21 protein-coding genes are annotated in these 15,638 nt (G+C 38.8%); 1 reads left to right on the top strand and 20 read right to left on the bottom strand.

Features of this window, described 5'->3' with window-relative positions; translation table 11 throughout:
* Positions 1-25: 25 nt before the first annotated feature.
* The 5 genes from FW754_RS07905 to FW754_RS07885 all read right to left on the bottom strand — a co-directional run bounded on the left by FW754_RS07905 (position 26) and on the right by FW754_RS07885 (position 5,962).
* Positions 26-370, bottom strand: coding sequence for a phage tail protein (locus FW754_RS07905; RefSeq protein WP_446324315.1), 345 nt, complete (start codon positions 368-370; stop codon positions 26-28).
* Complete coding sequence (locus FW754_RS07900; protein ID WP_446324314.1) at positions 367-4,245, bottom strand: tape measure protein; 3,879 nt, start codon at positions 4,243-4,245, stop codon at positions 367-369. The genes FW754_RS07905 and FW754_RS07900 overlap by 4 nt, the downstream gene beginning before the upstream one ends.
* 76 nt (positions 4,246-4,321) lie before the next feature.
* A complete protein-coding gene (locus tag FW754_RS07895) occupies positions 4,322-4,558 on the bottom strand; it encodes a hypothetical protein (protein WP_446324313.1) in 237 nt (78 codons plus the stop codon).
* A 160-nt stretch (positions 4,559-4,718) separates the two neighbouring features.
* On the bottom strand, positions 4,719-5,066 hold the full coding sequence (locus tag FW754_RS07890) for a hypothetical protein (RefSeq protein WP_446324312.1): 348 nt from the start codon (positions 5,064-5,066) through the stop codon (positions 4,719-4,721).
* An 89-nt stretch (positions 5,067-5,155) separates the two neighbouring features.
* A complete protein-coding gene (locus FW754_RS07885; RefSeq protein ID WP_446324311.1) occupies positions 5,156-5,962 on the bottom strand; it encodes a BRO-N domain-containing protein in 807 nt (268 codons plus the stop codon).
* Between the two features lie 208 nt (positions 5,963-6,170).
* On the opposite strand from FW754_RS07885, the gene FW754_RS07880 reads away from it, so the two are divergent.
* On the top strand, positions 6,171-6,425 hold the full coding sequence (locus FW754_RS07880; RefSeq protein WP_446324310.1) for a transcriptional regulator: 255 nt from the start codon (positions 6,171-6,173) through the stop codon (positions 6,423-6,425).
* Between the two features lie 23 nt (positions 6,426-6,448).
* Here the strand turns inward: FW754_RS07880 and FW754_RS07875 are convergent, their stop codons facing one another.
* The 15 genes from FW754_RS07875 to FW754_RS07805 all read right to left on the bottom strand — a co-directional run bounded on the left by FW754_RS07875 (position 6,449) and on the right by FW754_RS07805 (position 15,638).
* Positions 6,449-6,742 (bottom strand): hypothetical protein, encoded by a 294-nt coding sequence (locus tag FW754_RS07875; RefSeq protein WP_446324309.1) that lies wholly within the window; start codon positions 6,740-6,742, stop codon positions 6,449-6,451.
* 24 nt (positions 6,743-6,766) lie between these two features.
* On the bottom strand, positions 6,767-7,612 hold the full coding sequence (locus tag FW754_RS07870; RefSeq protein ID WP_446324308.1) for a tetratricopeptide repeat protein: 846 nt from the start codon (positions 7,610-7,612) through the stop codon (positions 6,767-6,769).
* Between the two features lie 296 nt (positions 7,613-7,908).
* Positions 7,909-8,385: a hypothetical protein gene (locus tag FW754_RS07865; protein ID WP_446324307.1), complete on the bottom strand. Its 477-nt coding sequence runs from the start codon at positions 8,383-8,385 to the stop codon at positions 7,909-7,911.
* Between the two features lies 1 nt (position 8,386).
* Positions 8,387-9,298, bottom strand: a complete 912-nt coding sequence (locus FW754_RS07860) for a phage tail tube protein (RefSeq protein WP_446324306.1) — start codon at positions 9,296-9,298, stop codon at positions 8,387-8,389.
* A 90-nt stretch (positions 9,299-9,388) separates the two neighbouring features.
* The gene (locus tag FW754_RS07855; protein WP_446324305.1) at positions 9,389-9,820 is read right to left on the bottom strand and encodes a hypothetical protein; all 432 of its coding nucleotides are present in this window, start codon (positions 9,818-9,820) and stop codon (positions 9,389-9,391) included.
* A gap of 1 nt (position 9,821) precedes the next feature.
* Complete coding sequence (locus FW754_RS07850; RefSeq protein WP_446324304.1) at positions 9,822-10,232, bottom strand: hypothetical protein; 411 nt, start codon at positions 10,230-10,232, stop codon at positions 9,822-9,824.
* Positions 10,229-10,597, bottom strand: coding sequence for a hypothetical protein (locus FW754_RS07845; RefSeq protein ID WP_446324303.1), 369 nt, complete (start codon positions 10,595-10,597; stop codon positions 10,229-10,231). The genes FW754_RS07850 and FW754_RS07845 overlap by 4 nt, the downstream gene beginning before the upstream one ends.
* Before the next feature lie 27 nt (positions 10,598-10,624).
* Positions 10,625-10,999: a glutamate 5-kinase gene (locus tag FW754_RS07840; RefSeq protein ID WP_446324302.1), complete on the bottom strand. Its 375-nt coding sequence runs from the start codon at positions 10,997-10,999 to the stop codon at positions 10,625-10,627.
* Positions 11,000-11,374, bottom strand: coding sequence for a hypothetical protein (locus FW754_RS07835; RefSeq protein ID WP_446324301.1), 375 nt, complete (start codon positions 11,372-11,374; stop codon positions 11,000-11,002). It abuts the gene before it with no gap.
* A complete protein-coding gene (locus tag FW754_RS07830) occupies positions 11,374-11,751 on the bottom strand; it encodes a hypothetical protein (RefSeq protein ID WP_446324300.1) in 378 nt (125 codons plus the stop codon). The genes FW754_RS07835 and FW754_RS07830 overlap by 1 nt, the downstream gene beginning before the upstream one ends.
* A 4-nt stretch (positions 11,752-11,755) precedes the next feature.
* Entirely contained in the window at positions 11,756-12,217 is a 462-nt protein-coding gene (locus tag FW754_RS07825; RefSeq protein WP_446324299.1) for a hypothetical protein, read from the bottom strand.
* Between the two features lie 39 nt (positions 12,218-12,256).
* Entirely contained in the window at positions 12,257-13,201 is a 945-nt protein-coding gene (locus FW754_RS07820; RefSeq protein ID WP_409512492.1) for a major capsid protein, read from the bottom strand.
* 9 nt (positions 13,202-13,210) lie between these two features.
* Entirely contained in the window at positions 13,211-13,975 is a 765-nt protein-coding gene (locus FW754_RS07815; protein WP_446324298.1) for a DUF6651 domain-containing protein, read from the bottom strand.
* 110 nt (positions 13,976-14,085) lie between these two features.
* Positions 14,086-14,463 (bottom strand): hypothetical protein, encoded by a 378-nt coding sequence (locus tag FW754_RS07810; RefSeq protein ID WP_446324297.1) that lies wholly within the window; start codon positions 14,461-14,463, stop codon positions 14,086-14,088.
* Positions 14,464-14,513: 50 nt separating this feature from the next.
* Positions 14,514-15,638: a minor capsid protein gene (locus FW754_RS07805; protein ID WP_446324296.1), complete on the bottom strand. Its 1,125-nt coding sequence runs from the start codon at positions 15,636-15,638 to the stop codon at positions 14,514-14,516.

Raw genomic sequence — 15,638 nt, 5'->3', positions numbered from 1 at the left:
AAGGTGCTGTGAAGTTGATTTTAAATTAAGGATAAAAGACTTGGGTGAATGTGGTGGAAATGCTCCATATCTGCCCGCCAAGACAGATAGGATTATAATCAAGCCCTGTTTTAACTCTGACTTCACCATCTAAAGGCGAATCCCACAGAAAAGAATCAGAGCCTTTATGATCATCAAAAAAGGCTTTAATCTCTAAAATTAAAGCCTTGTTGCCAGTTTTACTGTATTGCCATGTGCTCGATCTATTATTGATGCCAACACTGACATTTTGCTCATAGCCATCACCAAATTTTGAAGTCAGTACATTAAAATTGGAGGTTTGAGAATTGCCTTCTAAGTTTTGCCGATATGTAAATTTGCGGTTGCTCATTTCACCAACAAGCCTCCCTGACGTTTTTCTTGCATAATCACTGCACGAACTGCATTACCAATCAATTGACCTAATTGCTTCTGATCCGTCTGATTTGATTGTGATGTAACTCCTGAATCTGTGACTTGCACATTAACTTCAATATTTCCACCACTTGAACCTTTATTCGACAAATAATTCGTCAAATCCTTATTTTGTTGGGGATTCAAAACACGTTCACCACCATCCAAAAGCCATGTTCCTTCTTTTGGAATGTTGTCTATGCCGTTATGTGCCATGCCAGTTAGCGCCTGAGCTCCAATCATCCCAACATTAGCCATCCCCATGCCTAAAACCATGTTTGCAGCGGTAGTCTTACTCATTACATCCATATACCAAGGACTCGCTAAAATTTGATTATATGCCTGTAATGCACTAATTGTTGCAGAACCCATTGCAAACATTTGTTGTGCTGCAAATGCAATTTTAAAAGAAGTCGATTGCTCTCCGTTCGAGTCTTTTACAGCTTGAGTGATTTGAGACCAAGTGTTTTGAGCTTGCCCAAGCAAATTCCCCCATACCTGTAATTGCTCTTGATGCTGAGACTTAACCAAGTCATCTTCAAGCAAAGTGTATTTTTCATTCAAAGCGAGTTTACTTTGTCTAAATGATTCCTCAGCTTGAAGTAATAACTGCTTGCGAGTTGCATCATCAGTAATGGTTTTATCTTCATTGATGCTGTTTACGTTTTTACCGTACTCAACACCAAAAGAATTAAGATCCTTACCGTACTGATTTTGAAGCGCCCAAGAACCATAATCACCCATATTGGCTTTTGCTTGCATATCCAAAACTTCAGCTTGCAACTCTGTCAAAGGCTGACTGAAAGCCAACTGATATTCAGCAATTTTAAGCTGTTGAGTTTTACGATACTCATCAATCTCGTACTTTGATAAGGCATCAATTCCATTTTTTCTAAGTTTTAACTCTTCAGCACCATATTTGCCAGAAATGTCGTACTCTAACTTTGCTATGTCACGGCGGTATGCAATCTTTTGATCTTCGCCCCACTTGTAACCGTTAAGCTCCAATTCAAGTTGATATGAAGCTAACAACTCTTGTTGGTTATATCGCTCCTTAATCTTCGGAATTAGATGCGTTTGACCAAGTATCGTTGCTTGATTGATCAGCTCATCTCGCTCTTTTGATCTTTGAATTGCTTCAGTATCAAATTGAGATTGAAGTTGCTTTACAGCCTCTTGCTTTTTAAGTTGTGCATCAAGAAACTCTTGGTAATCTTTGCCTAAGTCGCTTTCGCCTAACAGCTCTCCTTTACTACCCTTAGCCCAAGAAGCCCACTTATCAATTGACGGTAAATAACCTGCAACCTCCTTATTCCTGACGTCAGAGCCTTTCACTCTGCCATCTTTCATAAAGGTTGAGGCGCCAGTTTCACCCGCATTGTGTGACAAAATGGCTTGTTTTAAGCTACCTGTTTCAGCGAAAACTTTAGCGATATTGTCGACAACAATTTTACCTACTTTAAGGAAATCATTATTGTCCGCCATAGATATGTTGTTTTGCTCACGCCACCTTGCCGTTGTTTGCCAGTTGCCTTTTGCCCCTGTATGACTTGTTAAATCTGTTCCTGCTTTGGATTCCTGCATATACAATCCCGCAATAACATTTGCAGGTATTCCTCTGCTTTCAGCGTAAGCACCTAGACCACTTTTAGATACATCACCGTAAGCTTTGCTTAGTAACTTTGCTTCTGCTTGCGTGTATTTGTATTTCTTTTCAGCTTCCTTAGTACGTTCCTTTTCTGCCTTAGAACGCTTATCCTCTATTTCTTTCAATTGAGTCTGAACTAATAATTCCTTGCCCATTAATGCGATGGTGCCTAGTGGTAATTGCTGATCCGTTCCAATAAGGCCCATTGCTTCTCGATACTTTAAAACCATATCAGCAGACTCTTTTGTGTATCCTTGAGCGTAGAGTCTTAATCGCTCTTCGTTAGAAGCGATATTATTTAGTGAATTACTTATAAACTTCTGAATATCAGCATCTAAGCCTTTGACTTTTTCAGACGTTACTACAGCCTCTTTACCTATTGCTGCCACACCTGTTGATGAATTTGAAGCTTTATTCCCCATAAGCTCAGCATTAATGCCAAATACCTTAAGCGCCTCCTGAACCTTGGTTACAATTTCACGTTTTTCTTCATACAGCTTGTTATCATCCCGCAGCTGCTTAAGCTGTTTTGGATCAATAAAATCAAGTTTATTCAATGCCTTGATCGCATCAGCTTGACTCATTGTACCTTCACGAACTTTATTAGAAATTTCAGTAATCTGTAAATTCCCACGATAAGCATTTTGTAATTCAATAGTATGAGCGTTAAATAAATAGTTTAGATCTTTTAACTCTTTATTTTGCCCTTTGAAGGCTTCCTGTAGTTCTGCTTTAGCTCCATTCTTTTGAACACCCTGTAAAGCAAGTAACTCCTGTTTAGTTCTACTTGCAATTTCAGTCTGTTCTTCGAGTTTTTTATTGGCTTCTACCGTGCTATCACGCATAAGTAGATACCCAGCTGCAACAGCAGCAATCGAAATACCAATACCAATGGGTCCTGTCATTACACCTAATATTCTCGAACTAACACCTAAAGTAGCTGTTGCAGCGGCCGCTGATCGTGTTCTTGCTGCTGCTAAAGCAGTTTCCGCTACAGTCAATTCAGCAGTTACTTGAGCTTCTACTTGGCGTAATCCTGCCATGCGAGTTGTCGATTGAATTCGACCAAGGTCAGAAATTTGTCCCTTGAGTCTTTGAACTTCTAAAGCTTTTTCTGCTGCAATCGCAGCCAATGTGGTTTGTGTTCGCAAAACCTCAGCTTCTACTGAAGCCAAGGCTGTTACTGCCGCTGCTCTTTCGGCCTGCACCGCTGCATATTGAATAGTTGTTTGTTCAACGAGTTGCTTAATCTTTCCATAACCCGCAACAGTGCTTGCATAAATTGCAGGAATATAAGTGCCAACCCAATATGCGCCACCAATCATCGCGATATTTGTAACTGTATTTAAGTTTTCTGCGAGTGTCCCGAGTGAACCCGAAATTGCAGTTGCAGCACCACTACCTTGCCCCGCCTCACCCACAAACTTAGTAACAGCATTACCTAACTGAGTAAATCCCTGACCGATGGTGAAATTAGTTTTGCCAAAATCCTCTTCAATCGAACCTGACATTTTTTGGATTGCTTGAATCATTTTGTCGGTGGTTAATTGCCCGTCAGATGACATTTCTTTCAATTCAGCACGAGTTACGCCTAAGCCTTTTGAAAAAACCTCCATCAAATAGCCAGCATTCTCGCTCATTGACACAAATTCATCACCATTCAATGATGACTTATCAAATGACTGACCAAGCTGGTAAAGTGCTGCGCTTGCGGCTTGAGCGCTAGATCCAGAGTTACTGATTGATTTGGAAATTGATTCAGTAACTTTCGCAACCTGAGTCTGACTCAATCCTAATTTTTCACTGTTGTACTGTATTTTTTGATAAATTGCCGCTGTACCACCCCATGCTGCACCTGAACGCTGAGCAATATCAAAAGTATCTTTCATTGCTAGGGTTAATTCTTTCTGAGTATCAGTAACTAGGCGCAAGCGGTTATTAAGGTTAGTGAATTCATCCATCTTACCAATCGCAGTACCAACAGTCACAATTCCCATCATGTAGCCCGCAAGTTGACGACAAGCTACAGACATTGAGTTCATTGATGTAGTTGCATAGTTACCTGAGTTTTGAATACTACGAAGCTCACGATCTAATGCCTGAGCGTTTCTTCGTGCTTGTTCTGAGCTAATCTCAATAATAAGCGTACTGCGTTGTTCTGCCATATCACTTTCCTGCGGGCATAAAAAAAGCGCCAACAGGCGCGACAGATATAAAAAAACCAACCTCTATTGGGTCGGTTTATTTCGTTACTTTTATTAGCTCGACTATTGCCAAAATTATTGGCGCAAACTGCCATACGCCTATGCCAATAATGATTAAAGCCATGGCAATGTAAGTCCACATTCTTAATGCTTTACTTTGTGATAATTGATTCATAGCTTTATCAACCTTTAAATCTAGGTTAAAATTCATATATGGTTTTCCTCTTAATTCTGCTAAGTGGTGAACACAAAAAAGCCCATGATTACGAGTCACGGGCTTTTTGCTTTTTTGGGTAATAAAAAACCCCAACAGTGTTAATTGTCAGGGTTTTGTTTTACGTTTGAGAAAACCATACAAATATAGTTCGCTCTTATACGTTTAGCTCTATTTTAAAAAAACTACATTTTAGATAATTAATGCATTTCATACTGCTTTAATCAAATAATCCAGGATACTCAGTTAACGCCCGATAACATGTAGAATTTCGACCAGTCTCTTCAAGTTCTTCTTTAGCTGAGAAAATTCCTGCACGAGTTGCATTCGCCATGGATTTTTCACCATACTGAGCTATGCATTTTTTGCTCAACTTGTTAATAATTTTAACTAATTCATTATCTTTATCTTCAAAATCAAGATTACACTGCGCCTTGATCGTGATCATATAGCCCACGGTATCAGCATTATCTTTACAGTCTTCTAAGCTTGGATTATCTACATCCAAAGCCCAGGTATTAATTGCAGTAGTTGCAAGTAAAGCAGCCAAAATTGTTTTAAGTTTCATTACACCCTCTTTAAAATATTTTCTATTAATTTCAAGAAGATGAATTATACAAAAAAACCACCCTTTCGGATGGTCTTGTTAAGCTATTTCTATATTGGCAATTTTTGCTGATAAGTTGCAGTAAACCAATCAAAACTTTTTACACACTCCCTCAATTGTTGCTTTTCATCAGCCTTTACAAACTGCCAAGCCACACTTGAGCCATCAATAAAGTGATCATTCACTCTTCCCGCTATAATAGGACTCAATTTTCTGATTACTTCACCAAACTCTCTCCACCATTCACGTGCCCATATCATGTGTGTTGCAAGGGCATGCATATTCTGTAGATCAGCATGTGAAAATTGTTTCTTCTCCGCATTACTATAAAGAGCAATCAAATGATGAACATACTCCACGGCGACAGGAATGGCATCGTAAGGGATTTCATTAATACTCTGTGTTCCAAAACGCTGATTAATGATTTTCCATGCATCACTAGAGTTTAGGTGCTTAGTCTTAGCTACCAACATAGCATGAGCATCATGTAATGGTGTGCGTTCCACTTTTGTTGTTTTGGCAACAGGAGCGCCAACTTCTTTGTCTAATACATCTAACACCCATTTGCGGAATTGTTTAGCAACATCAGTACGTGAAAACATTGCTATTAGGTGACAGCCACGTAGTGAGAAGATACGAGACTTTTTCTTATAGTTTCCTGAGGTCACTGATTCGATGACCTGAGTCATAGAGTTGGAAAATTCATCTTTATTTGAGTTGTAAAGATTGCTTACAGACTTAACACTCTTGTAATCCAATGCCTGTGCTAATTCACCTGATGAAAGCCAAATCTGACCATCATGCTGAACAATTGGGTTAAATTTCACTTCATTAAAGCTTAATGCTAAACTAGCCATGTCTTTATCTCCTTTGGTTTAGACACAAACCCCTTGCCTGATTTCGACGTCTGCAAGGGGTTTCTTTTTTTCAGGGCTTATTGCCTTGATATGGTCATCTTATTTAATATCTTTTATTGTGTCAATTCTTTTTATTGTGCTAACACAAAAAGTAGTAATTATCTTTTATTGTGCTACAATGTTTTAAAATTTAATTCGTGGTGCAGCAATGGAAATAAGGAATAATGTTGCCTGTTTGCGTGAAAAGGCGGGCTTAACAGTTTATGAACTATCAAAAAGATGTGGCTTTGTTAGTGGTAGCAGAGTTCTATCGAACTATGTAACAAGAGCTGAGCAGGGAAACTCCGTTAAGGTTGATACCGCTTTATCCATATACAATGAACTCAAAAAAGTTGGTGTATGCGAGAAGTTTGAAGATGTATTTTGGCTTGATATTTCAAATGAAAAACCACCCTCAATTTGAGAGTGGTTTATTACCAATAATACTTAGCTTGATAAAATTTGCATACCTTCAAGCTTCCCGTAACACATGTCGCACGCCTCGGATGCGTTAGCTCTGCGCCACCCACCCAAATGGTCACGTATGGCAAAATTGTCTTCAAAGTTCATACACGCAACGCACTGACCAAATAAATCAAGATAATCTACTACTATTTTATCTTTCTTTAATGGCTCTTCATACTGATCTGCCAAATCACGAATAAAATCACAATCAATCAATTCCTTATAGATTGATTCAATGGTTTCTGCATCATTTCTTATTTCTAAATTTCTATTCATTTTTCCCTCATGATTAAGAGTACCTTAGGGTGCTTTTGATTTGTTAAATTTTTCCACTCGTCTAATTATTGGCTTTAATGCCAATCTAATGATTTTTTTTAAAATTGGTTTATTTGAAATAAAATCTGCAAAATTAGGACTTAACTTATAGTAACTCTTGATGAACAACTGACCTAATTTTTTTTCGACCAACCAAGTATCTCTAAAGTATCGTAATTCATTTACCTCATAAGCAACGGGTGTTCCAAAAGCAGCGGTTGCAATAAAACACCCATTAGGATCTTGCAGAGACTTAAGGTTATGTTGAATTGTAATATTTCTTGGATCTAATTTTGCAGCTTTCTCAATTAAAGGTTTTGCTCCTGCTTTATCACCTAATCCATTCCATATAAGCAATCCTTTTAGATTGAGATAAATAGGATTTTCAGGTTCAATTTCTAAACTACGATTAATATAATCTAGTGCTAACTGTACATTTGCGGGACTAGCTCCAGTTAAAGCTGAATTTGAACCATATACTTGCAGATTTGCAGAAAGTTCATTAAATATGAATTGTGCCTGTAGGTGATAGTTTTCAGCTTCAGATTTACTTATCACTCCATCGTTGAGCACTGTTGGGTCATTAATAGCTAAGACTTCGTCTGCATAATAATTTACAAAAGACTTCCCATCATCCTCACTTAGATTATTAATAAAATTTTCAACCATATCTCCTGCATCTAATAACGCTTGATGTAGTGTTAATCCTTCGGTTTTTACCTTATTGTCTACAAAATCCTGTTTTTCTTTTACGAGACGTCTAATCTCACTTCTTGTAACTGGTGTGTGAATCTCAACCCCGAAAAGCTCACCTAATACTTTATGTTCCATCCCAAACCCCTCATTATTTGCCTATAAAATAACAAATTAATGAGGATTAGTCTAAGAATTACACTGGCTTAAAAACTTCCCATCCAACGCAAACACACACTCAACAAACATTCTTTTATCCAAGTCACAGCCAAAAATATCAAAATAACTTTGAATGTCTTGAAGTGATAATGGCTGATAAAACCCACCGCCATTCGGGAAAGCGGTAAACTTTCTCGATTTGGCGATGAGATTAAAAGCATTGATGATGTGGCTTGCGGTAAAGCTTGGCTTAAGTCGCTCAGGTGCCTGAATACCTAACTTTTCGTAGACCTCGGCTGTTTTCTCTTCGCACCACTGGATGCCTCTTTGCTCGTAGTGCTTGAGGACTTTCCCACTTCTTCTTCAATTGTTGCATTCTTTTGGTCACGCAACTCTTTAGCCTTGGCAAGAACAAATACAATAATATCGAAAGACTGCTTTGAACTTGTGCAAATCAATTCAGATGTTTGATGCGAGTATTCAATCGGCTTTTTATCTTTACCAATTAAACCTGACCAACCAAGTAACAAGTGAGCTACAGATCGATTAAATCCAAGTTTAGCTTTGATGGCACTTTCGTCTGTAATTTCTTTATAGCCGTTTAGCTCCTGTTCAGCCTGAATACCATTAAGCTCTAAAGCCCGATTGAATGATGGTTTATTAGCGCTTGCAATAAGTAGCTTTACGCCATCTTTGAAATCAAACCATTCAGACTTAAACTCAATCTTTTCTTCTTCGATTTCAATCAACATATTAAGGACCCACTTTCGGAATACGAGTTAATGTTGGAGCTTCATCAGCAACCGTGAATGAGAATTGAGTGGTTAGAATGTCACCTGCTTTACCACTCGGCAAAGGTGCTGAAAGCTGTAATTTAGGTAGAGATAATGTGTATTTATTACCCGCACTGTCTTTTAAAGAGTATTCAAGCGAAATCGGCTCATTTAAGAATTGCTTTTCGTAAAGTTCAGCAGTGTTTTTAGACCAAGCAACCGTAAAGCTACCCGTGCCTTTCATGATGGTTTCTAAAATTGCGGAGATATTATTTTCATAATCTAAGCATTTTTGAATCTGCATTGAATTATCAATAGTTAGATCAAGTTGTGTGACACACATCCCTGCTTTCTTTTGACCATCAATCAGAATATCACCGGTCGAAAGACTGGTTAAAACAGGTGCATCGACAGCAGGTGTTACGGTTCCTGTCGGTGCAACTTCATACGCTGTTCGCTTCATACCCATAATTGAGTATTTTGAAGTCACAATACCGCTGTCAGGAATCGACAACGTCCACTGATTAAAATGACAACCTGTGAAAACTTGGTAGTTGTCAATATCCTTGAAACCACGCACCACTGAAAAAGTTTTTCGTGTTGTGCCACCAAAAGTTAAAACATTGTTCACCCATTGATTAAATGCAACACCTTCGAGCAAGTCGTCTTGAGTGCCGTATGCAAATTCACTTTCTAGGTCTCCTTGAACCTCAATACCTGTAACGAGTGTACCTGCAGCAATACGAGTATCTTTAATAGTTTGTGATTCAGTTGTAGTAGCTTTTGCATCAAGACCATTAGCTGTAAATGCAAAGGTTTCCCAAGTTGATGCAATCACACCCGGTGTTGCTTCAGAACCTACACGTGTGAGTTGCTTAACTCCAGAACTCATGAAGTTCTCCTTATTTAAGGCATAAAAAAACCTCCATTGAGGAGGCGGTATGATTAGGTAATTAAAAAGCACCCTTTTGGAAGCTTGTCTTTAAGATTTGCTAGATGGGTAAATTGATGTAAATGGCAATTTGGTTATATTCCCCCCACATTGAGGACATTGATCATTAATGGTCGCATAGTAAATACGCATAAGCTCGGATATTGACTTGCTTTCCAAGTCAGGCGGGCATTGCGAAGCTAGTCTGATATTATTTATCAACTCTATCTTTTCATCTTGTAACTGAACATACTGATTTTTGAGATCAAGAAGCTCTTTTATTTTTACTTTATTCGGTTGTTTGACAATCTCAAATTCGTACAGCTCATGCGCTGGCTTCAAGCCTAAAACTTCCGAGGCATATTTTAATGCGCTTTCATTGTCATGAAACGATTTAACACGCACATAATTCGAATTTCTTGGTTCGCCATAATCACAAGTAAATAAACAATATTCATATAATTCTTGAGGAAGATCTTCCATCTCAATTCACCCTAAATTCAGCTCTCATTATCTTAGCGTAAAAATCATCATCATCCATGCTTTGTGGTGCATGAACCTTGTAAATTTCTAGATCTAATACACCAAAATTTTGAAGCATTGAACGCCATTCATCACACAGGCTAGTCATCGCAAGAGTGCCTGAGTTTTTAGGTGCAAAGCATTGAATAGATATAATACCTTGATCACGAATACACGGCGCATTACCAATGCTTGCAATCAAGCTATCGGCATATTGCACAGTCACTCGACACCATGGTTTATCAGTTGGTGGTACAAATGGCTTTCCATCGACTGTGGGTTGATTTTCAATTCTCAGATTGACTTTATCCACACCTGAAAACTGCCCTATTTTCTTATAAATTTCAGTCTCGGCTTGTTGGAGTGTCATCATTTATATTTACTCATTACTGACTGGAAAGATAAAGAATAGATACCCAATGGCGCTTGTTGCGACCAACCTCGTTCAAGTCGGATGCCATACGGCAGATTATTTTGTATGTAAATCGAATGCCCTAATTTAGCCTGCAATATCGTGGTCATTCCTTTCGCTAAAGCATCATTACCTGTGCTCTTTTTATCAAAAGACTTATCAATAATTCTTAATGAAACTCGATGATTACTTCGAAATGCCCCCGAATCCACAGGTGATCTTAATATCACTTGTTGAAGCATTGCCCCTGCAATTTTTCTTTGCAATTCAGTCGCATCTTTTAAAACTTGAAGGGTGAAGTTGGTCGGATTATTTTGCCATGCCATATATTTCACCCATCCCAAACCTTAAAACTATTCTTTCCGCAACTGCACTTTCCAAATAGCATCCACTGGATCAGCACCAATATTTACGACCTTGAACTCACCTTTCACCGTCATCCACACATCACTAATCTGTGGCGCACCAATCACTTCACTTTGCAACACAGTGGCTTTACAGTCCGTGACCTGATAATCAACAGGCTTCACCATGTCTTTTTGATACGAACCAAATAAGGTACCACGACCACTATAAGTTTCATTTCCAATAATAGGATAAGTCTGTGTAGCAAAATCCATTTCGCCACTGTAAATTATCTTAGTACATGTAAATTCTGATACAGCATCCTTCAAGTCAGTATTGAATGCATCTGCAATGTCAGCCTGTAGCTCTTCGCGTAAGCCCATTTAAACCTCGCTTTCTTCAAACATCGCAAACAAGTCCTGTGCAATAGCTTGGATTGAATAAGCTTCAAATTCTGTACTTGGGTTGCGCTCACCCATTCGCTGTCTAATTCTCTGCCAGACATGGACTGCTTCGTGAAGCAATAAGCCGTGAATTTCTACAGAGGTACGTTTTGATGTATCACCAATCTGTACAATGGCAAGAGAATCACAATCATAAAAGTTTACTTGAGCATCACAGCCATTCGACATGAACACATCAACATCATTCATATTATCGAAGAATATATCCATATGAAGCTGATTACGTGCCAATGTATATTTAACGTGTTGGAATGGCGATGTATACCACTCAGGCACATAGTTGTTGTTGATCATTAACGTCTCACTTCAAAACTGAATCCGATCTTAGGTTTTAAACCATCCACCGAATCGATAAATGCTAATGCAATCTGCTCAAAGCTTGATAACGCAACAGATCCGTCCTGAAATTCTTTTTCAGATTCTACTGAATCAGCTTTAACTTTTTTACGCTTTAAAACTTGATCTTGTCCGTTGTAAATCACCTTAGCCAAAATACCCTTGATGATTTCACAACTGGCTAACTTTAGATTTTCATGGATTGGGTCAGGCACGAATCCAATTTGGTTCTTCATCCACGTATTCGATAAGAGAATAAGGCGAGCTTTATCACTATCAGGCGCAAAATCAACACCTAAAATACTTTCCGCTTCTTGTTGTGTAATAAAGCTCATTTACTTATTCCTTCGTTGGTTCAGTAGCTTCTGCAGCTTTAGCCGCTTTTAACTCCGCAGCAGTTGGTTTCTTATCTACTACAGGCTCTAATTCAGCAATACTCTTTTTCATTGCGTCCACATCATTTCGGAAAGCCATGAATTCGCCTTTTGATGTAACTAACTGATCTTTTAGTTCCACATTTTCAGCAACAACCTTTTCGCATTCTGCTTTAGCTTGATCAATAACTTTTTGAAGCTCGGGCGTGATACCGACTTTAAGGTCAACTGTTAGCGGTTTAGCTTTAGGTAGCTCACGCACTTCAACATTAATGCCTAACTCTTCATAGTCAGTTTTGATATGAGGATATTCACCATAGATTACGACCAATTGAGCATTTGATTCAGGCTTTAAATAATACTCAGGATTCTGAAATGAACCCTGCTCATCAATTCCTGAACTTTTCTTCGCATAGATAATTTTCATTTCTTTCTCACAAAAAGAAAGAGGGCTAATGCCCTCTATTTATGGTGTACCTGACAGATCAAGCAAGGTGCCTGCAGTCATCTTGTTGCTCGTAGCGTACTTCTTCCAATTTGCATCCGCACCAAGCAATGCAAGTGTTGGATTTGCACCTTTTGAAGAATCCCAAGAGTAACCAAGCAGATCTAAATTGAATGTACCTTCAGCGCGCATACCAATAGCCAAGTTTTCTTCATCATTGATATCGTACGCACGGAAACCCGGTGCCTGAGATTCAGTCACCGTTAATGCACCCGCCTGCAAGCCAAATGCATCATTGTCGCCTACTAGGTCGGTGACAAGAACAGGTTTACCCAATGTTCCTGGTAATCCACCATAAATGACTAATTCAGATTCACCATAGACCTGATTAGTTAAGGCTTCATCCACAATGTCGAAATACGTGTCAGAGTTCATAACCCATAGAGAGATGCGCCCAAACTTGTCACCAAATTTACGCATGCCTTTGGTTAAAGCTTTACGACCATCAGTAGCGATACTACCTTTAGCAATCATATCAGGGTTGCTTGTGATAGCCGCTTTAAGCGCTGTTAGACCATATTGCAAACGACCTGCAACTAATGCATCAGCTAAGTCATAACCGATGATTTCAGCAAATTCTTCAGGTGAACGTGCACGGCGTTTAAATGCTTCTTCAGTAGAAGAGTATGGACCATATTTGTATGGGGTTTTCACACCGACCATTTCACCTGCACCAATCTTTTTAGGTGTAACTTTTGCTACTGAGTTCACATCACGATGCTCAATACCACCACCAACGCGATAGAAAGATTTTTGACTAAAATCTCCCTGAATAACTTCGTTCACATAACGAATCGCACCGTTTGATGCTTTGTTAAATACATCAAGGTTATCTTGCAAGCGTTCCAAGTACGCTGTTTGTGCCAATTGATTATAAATAACCATGTCACTGTTAACTGTAGTCATTACGACTCCTTATTTTGGAAGTTTTAAATATGATTCTTGACCATGCGCTTTTAGGTAATCCGACTTGTCTTTAGCAGTCATATCGCCACGTTTAAGCCCAGGGTTCTGACCACCATTGTTTTGGAATCCACCGCCACCTGATTGATTGCCTTTTAGAATTGAATCTTTGTATTGGTATCCACCAACTAAGGTTTCCAATGCTTCATCAAAGTCAGCAACCTCACCCGGTCGAGCACGTGAATAAATCTTTTGACCATCTGCACCAACCGCCACAACTTTTCCACCTTCAATTTGGAAGTTCTTCCCAAAAGTGGCTTGAATCATGTCAACCGGCACGGCGATATTGTCTTGAATGAACTTAGAACGAGCAAAACCACCACCAATCAGTTCGTTATGCAATTGCGATTGAAATGCATCACGTTCTTGAACAATCGGAGCGTATTTATCTTCAACAGCTTTAATTGCTTCAGCTTTTACTTTTTCAATTTCACCAGCATCCACCAGTTTTTTATCGTCAAAGTTTTTTAAGGTTTCTAAAGCTTTTTTGGCTGCCGTTGGATCTTCAATGCCTTCAAAAGCTTTGAGTGAGGTTTCAGCTGCTTCATAGCGTTCACGATTGGTACGTGCTTCACCATTCAAGCGACTAATAGTTGCAACTGTTTGCGGTGCATCGTGAGCAACCTCCTTGCCGTCATCGTGAATATACAGAGGCAGACCTTGCTCATTCACTTCTGCATAAGTTTTGCCTTCGACAGTTACTGTTTTAAGTTTCATAAGTCATCCGACCCTTTTAGAGTGAGCATCCGCTCGTTACGCTGTCCGTATCCACTTTCAGCAGGTGTAAAAAAAGCACCCGATTGGGTGCTTTAATTTTTTTAGTAGGCTCATCTGCAACTGAGATTTTCACTCTTCATCCGATTCTCTGCGTCTAGATAGTCTTGCCCCAACTTGTCTTTCGATACCTTATGAGGGTTTAAGCCTTCTTTAGTCTGATAAGCTTTGAACTCAGCTATATTGGCTAATGTAAATTCATAAAATTCAAATTCCGAAAGATATGAAGCACATTTTAGTTTTTGGAGCTCTTTTATTTCAGCTTGGCTCACTTGTTTACTATCAAGTTTTTCTTGGAGTAAGTAATGCATCATCTGATTTTCATAGCTTTGAGCAAGTATTTTTTTATATGTTTCTTCAAAAGAATCATCATTATTTGCTAAGCTATTGCCTGCAATTAAGAGACCAAGCAAAAATAATATTAATTTCACTTTCATTCCAAATTATTAATAAAGCTTAAATCGATTATACCTTGCACAAATCACAAATCTAGGTTGTTGAATGTTTTGTTATCCAAAGCCTTCATGTCAGCCAATGTATAACCACGATGATTCAACGGATCGGAGAATTTATCTAAACTGTAATTTCCATTCTGATACAACTCAAACTTAGATTTACCAAGCCATTGACGCTGAAAACCCTCGTCCTGACTATCAAACCAGGTCTTAAATGATGTATTTGCATCAACCTGACCAATTTTCCCATCACGCTGATCTTTCGGAATATCTTTCACACTTCGCTTATCAGCCACAAATGGTCTTTTTCCTGCGACTTCACCACCTTTATCGCATCCAATGTATGTTGTGCGGTTATGTGGATGTACAGGAAATCTAGGTCTTGCTGGATTATCCACCCTGTAAACCTTTCCATCTATTGAGGCACAGTACTTACAGGTGCGACCATCCAATGTTGCCACAACTTTTACATATTCATAACCAAGCGCCTTATAAGTATCAATATAAGTTGAATTGCTTATATGGCTTCGAGCTGTTCTAACTTGCCGTTCAATACTGTGTCTTTCAGCCTCAAGCAAACCATCTTTATAATCGTTTGCCTTTCGACCTTTTATTCGCTGAACAATCTGTTGGTTTGTCTGACCTTGCGATACACCATCACGAATGACGTACTCCACTTTCTTGCGAAGTGAAGATGCAATATCTTTGAAGAGGTAATCAACCAACTGACCACCTGCAAATGGAACCTTCTTCGCAGTTTTATAAACATCTTCAGCGTTAATAGCCACCGCAACACCTGCGATTAAATTTGCTGAATATGTCGCTTCGTAAATCGCAAGCTGTAATGCCGACTTATCAAAACCAACACTTAAATCATTATCAATGGATTTAAACCACTCATTCAGAATGGTTTTAATCTCTTCAATATTTCGACTGGCTTTCCCTTTACTCAAAAAGTTAAGACCTTGTAACGCTTTACGTTCAGATTCAGTTAAATCTGCTAGTAATCCACTCAGCCGAAGTAATTGAGCATTTGAAAGCTTGTTAAATTGATCTGTAAGCTCATTTACACTTTGGGCTGATGCTCGATATAGATACGCTTGATGTTGGCTCAGCGCATCAATGAGAGCTTTCTGCGCTAATTTATCCAT

Source organism: Acinetobacter sp. 1207_04, assembly GCF_052850415.1.
This window is presented reverse-complemented; position numbering and strand designations above follow the sequence as displayed.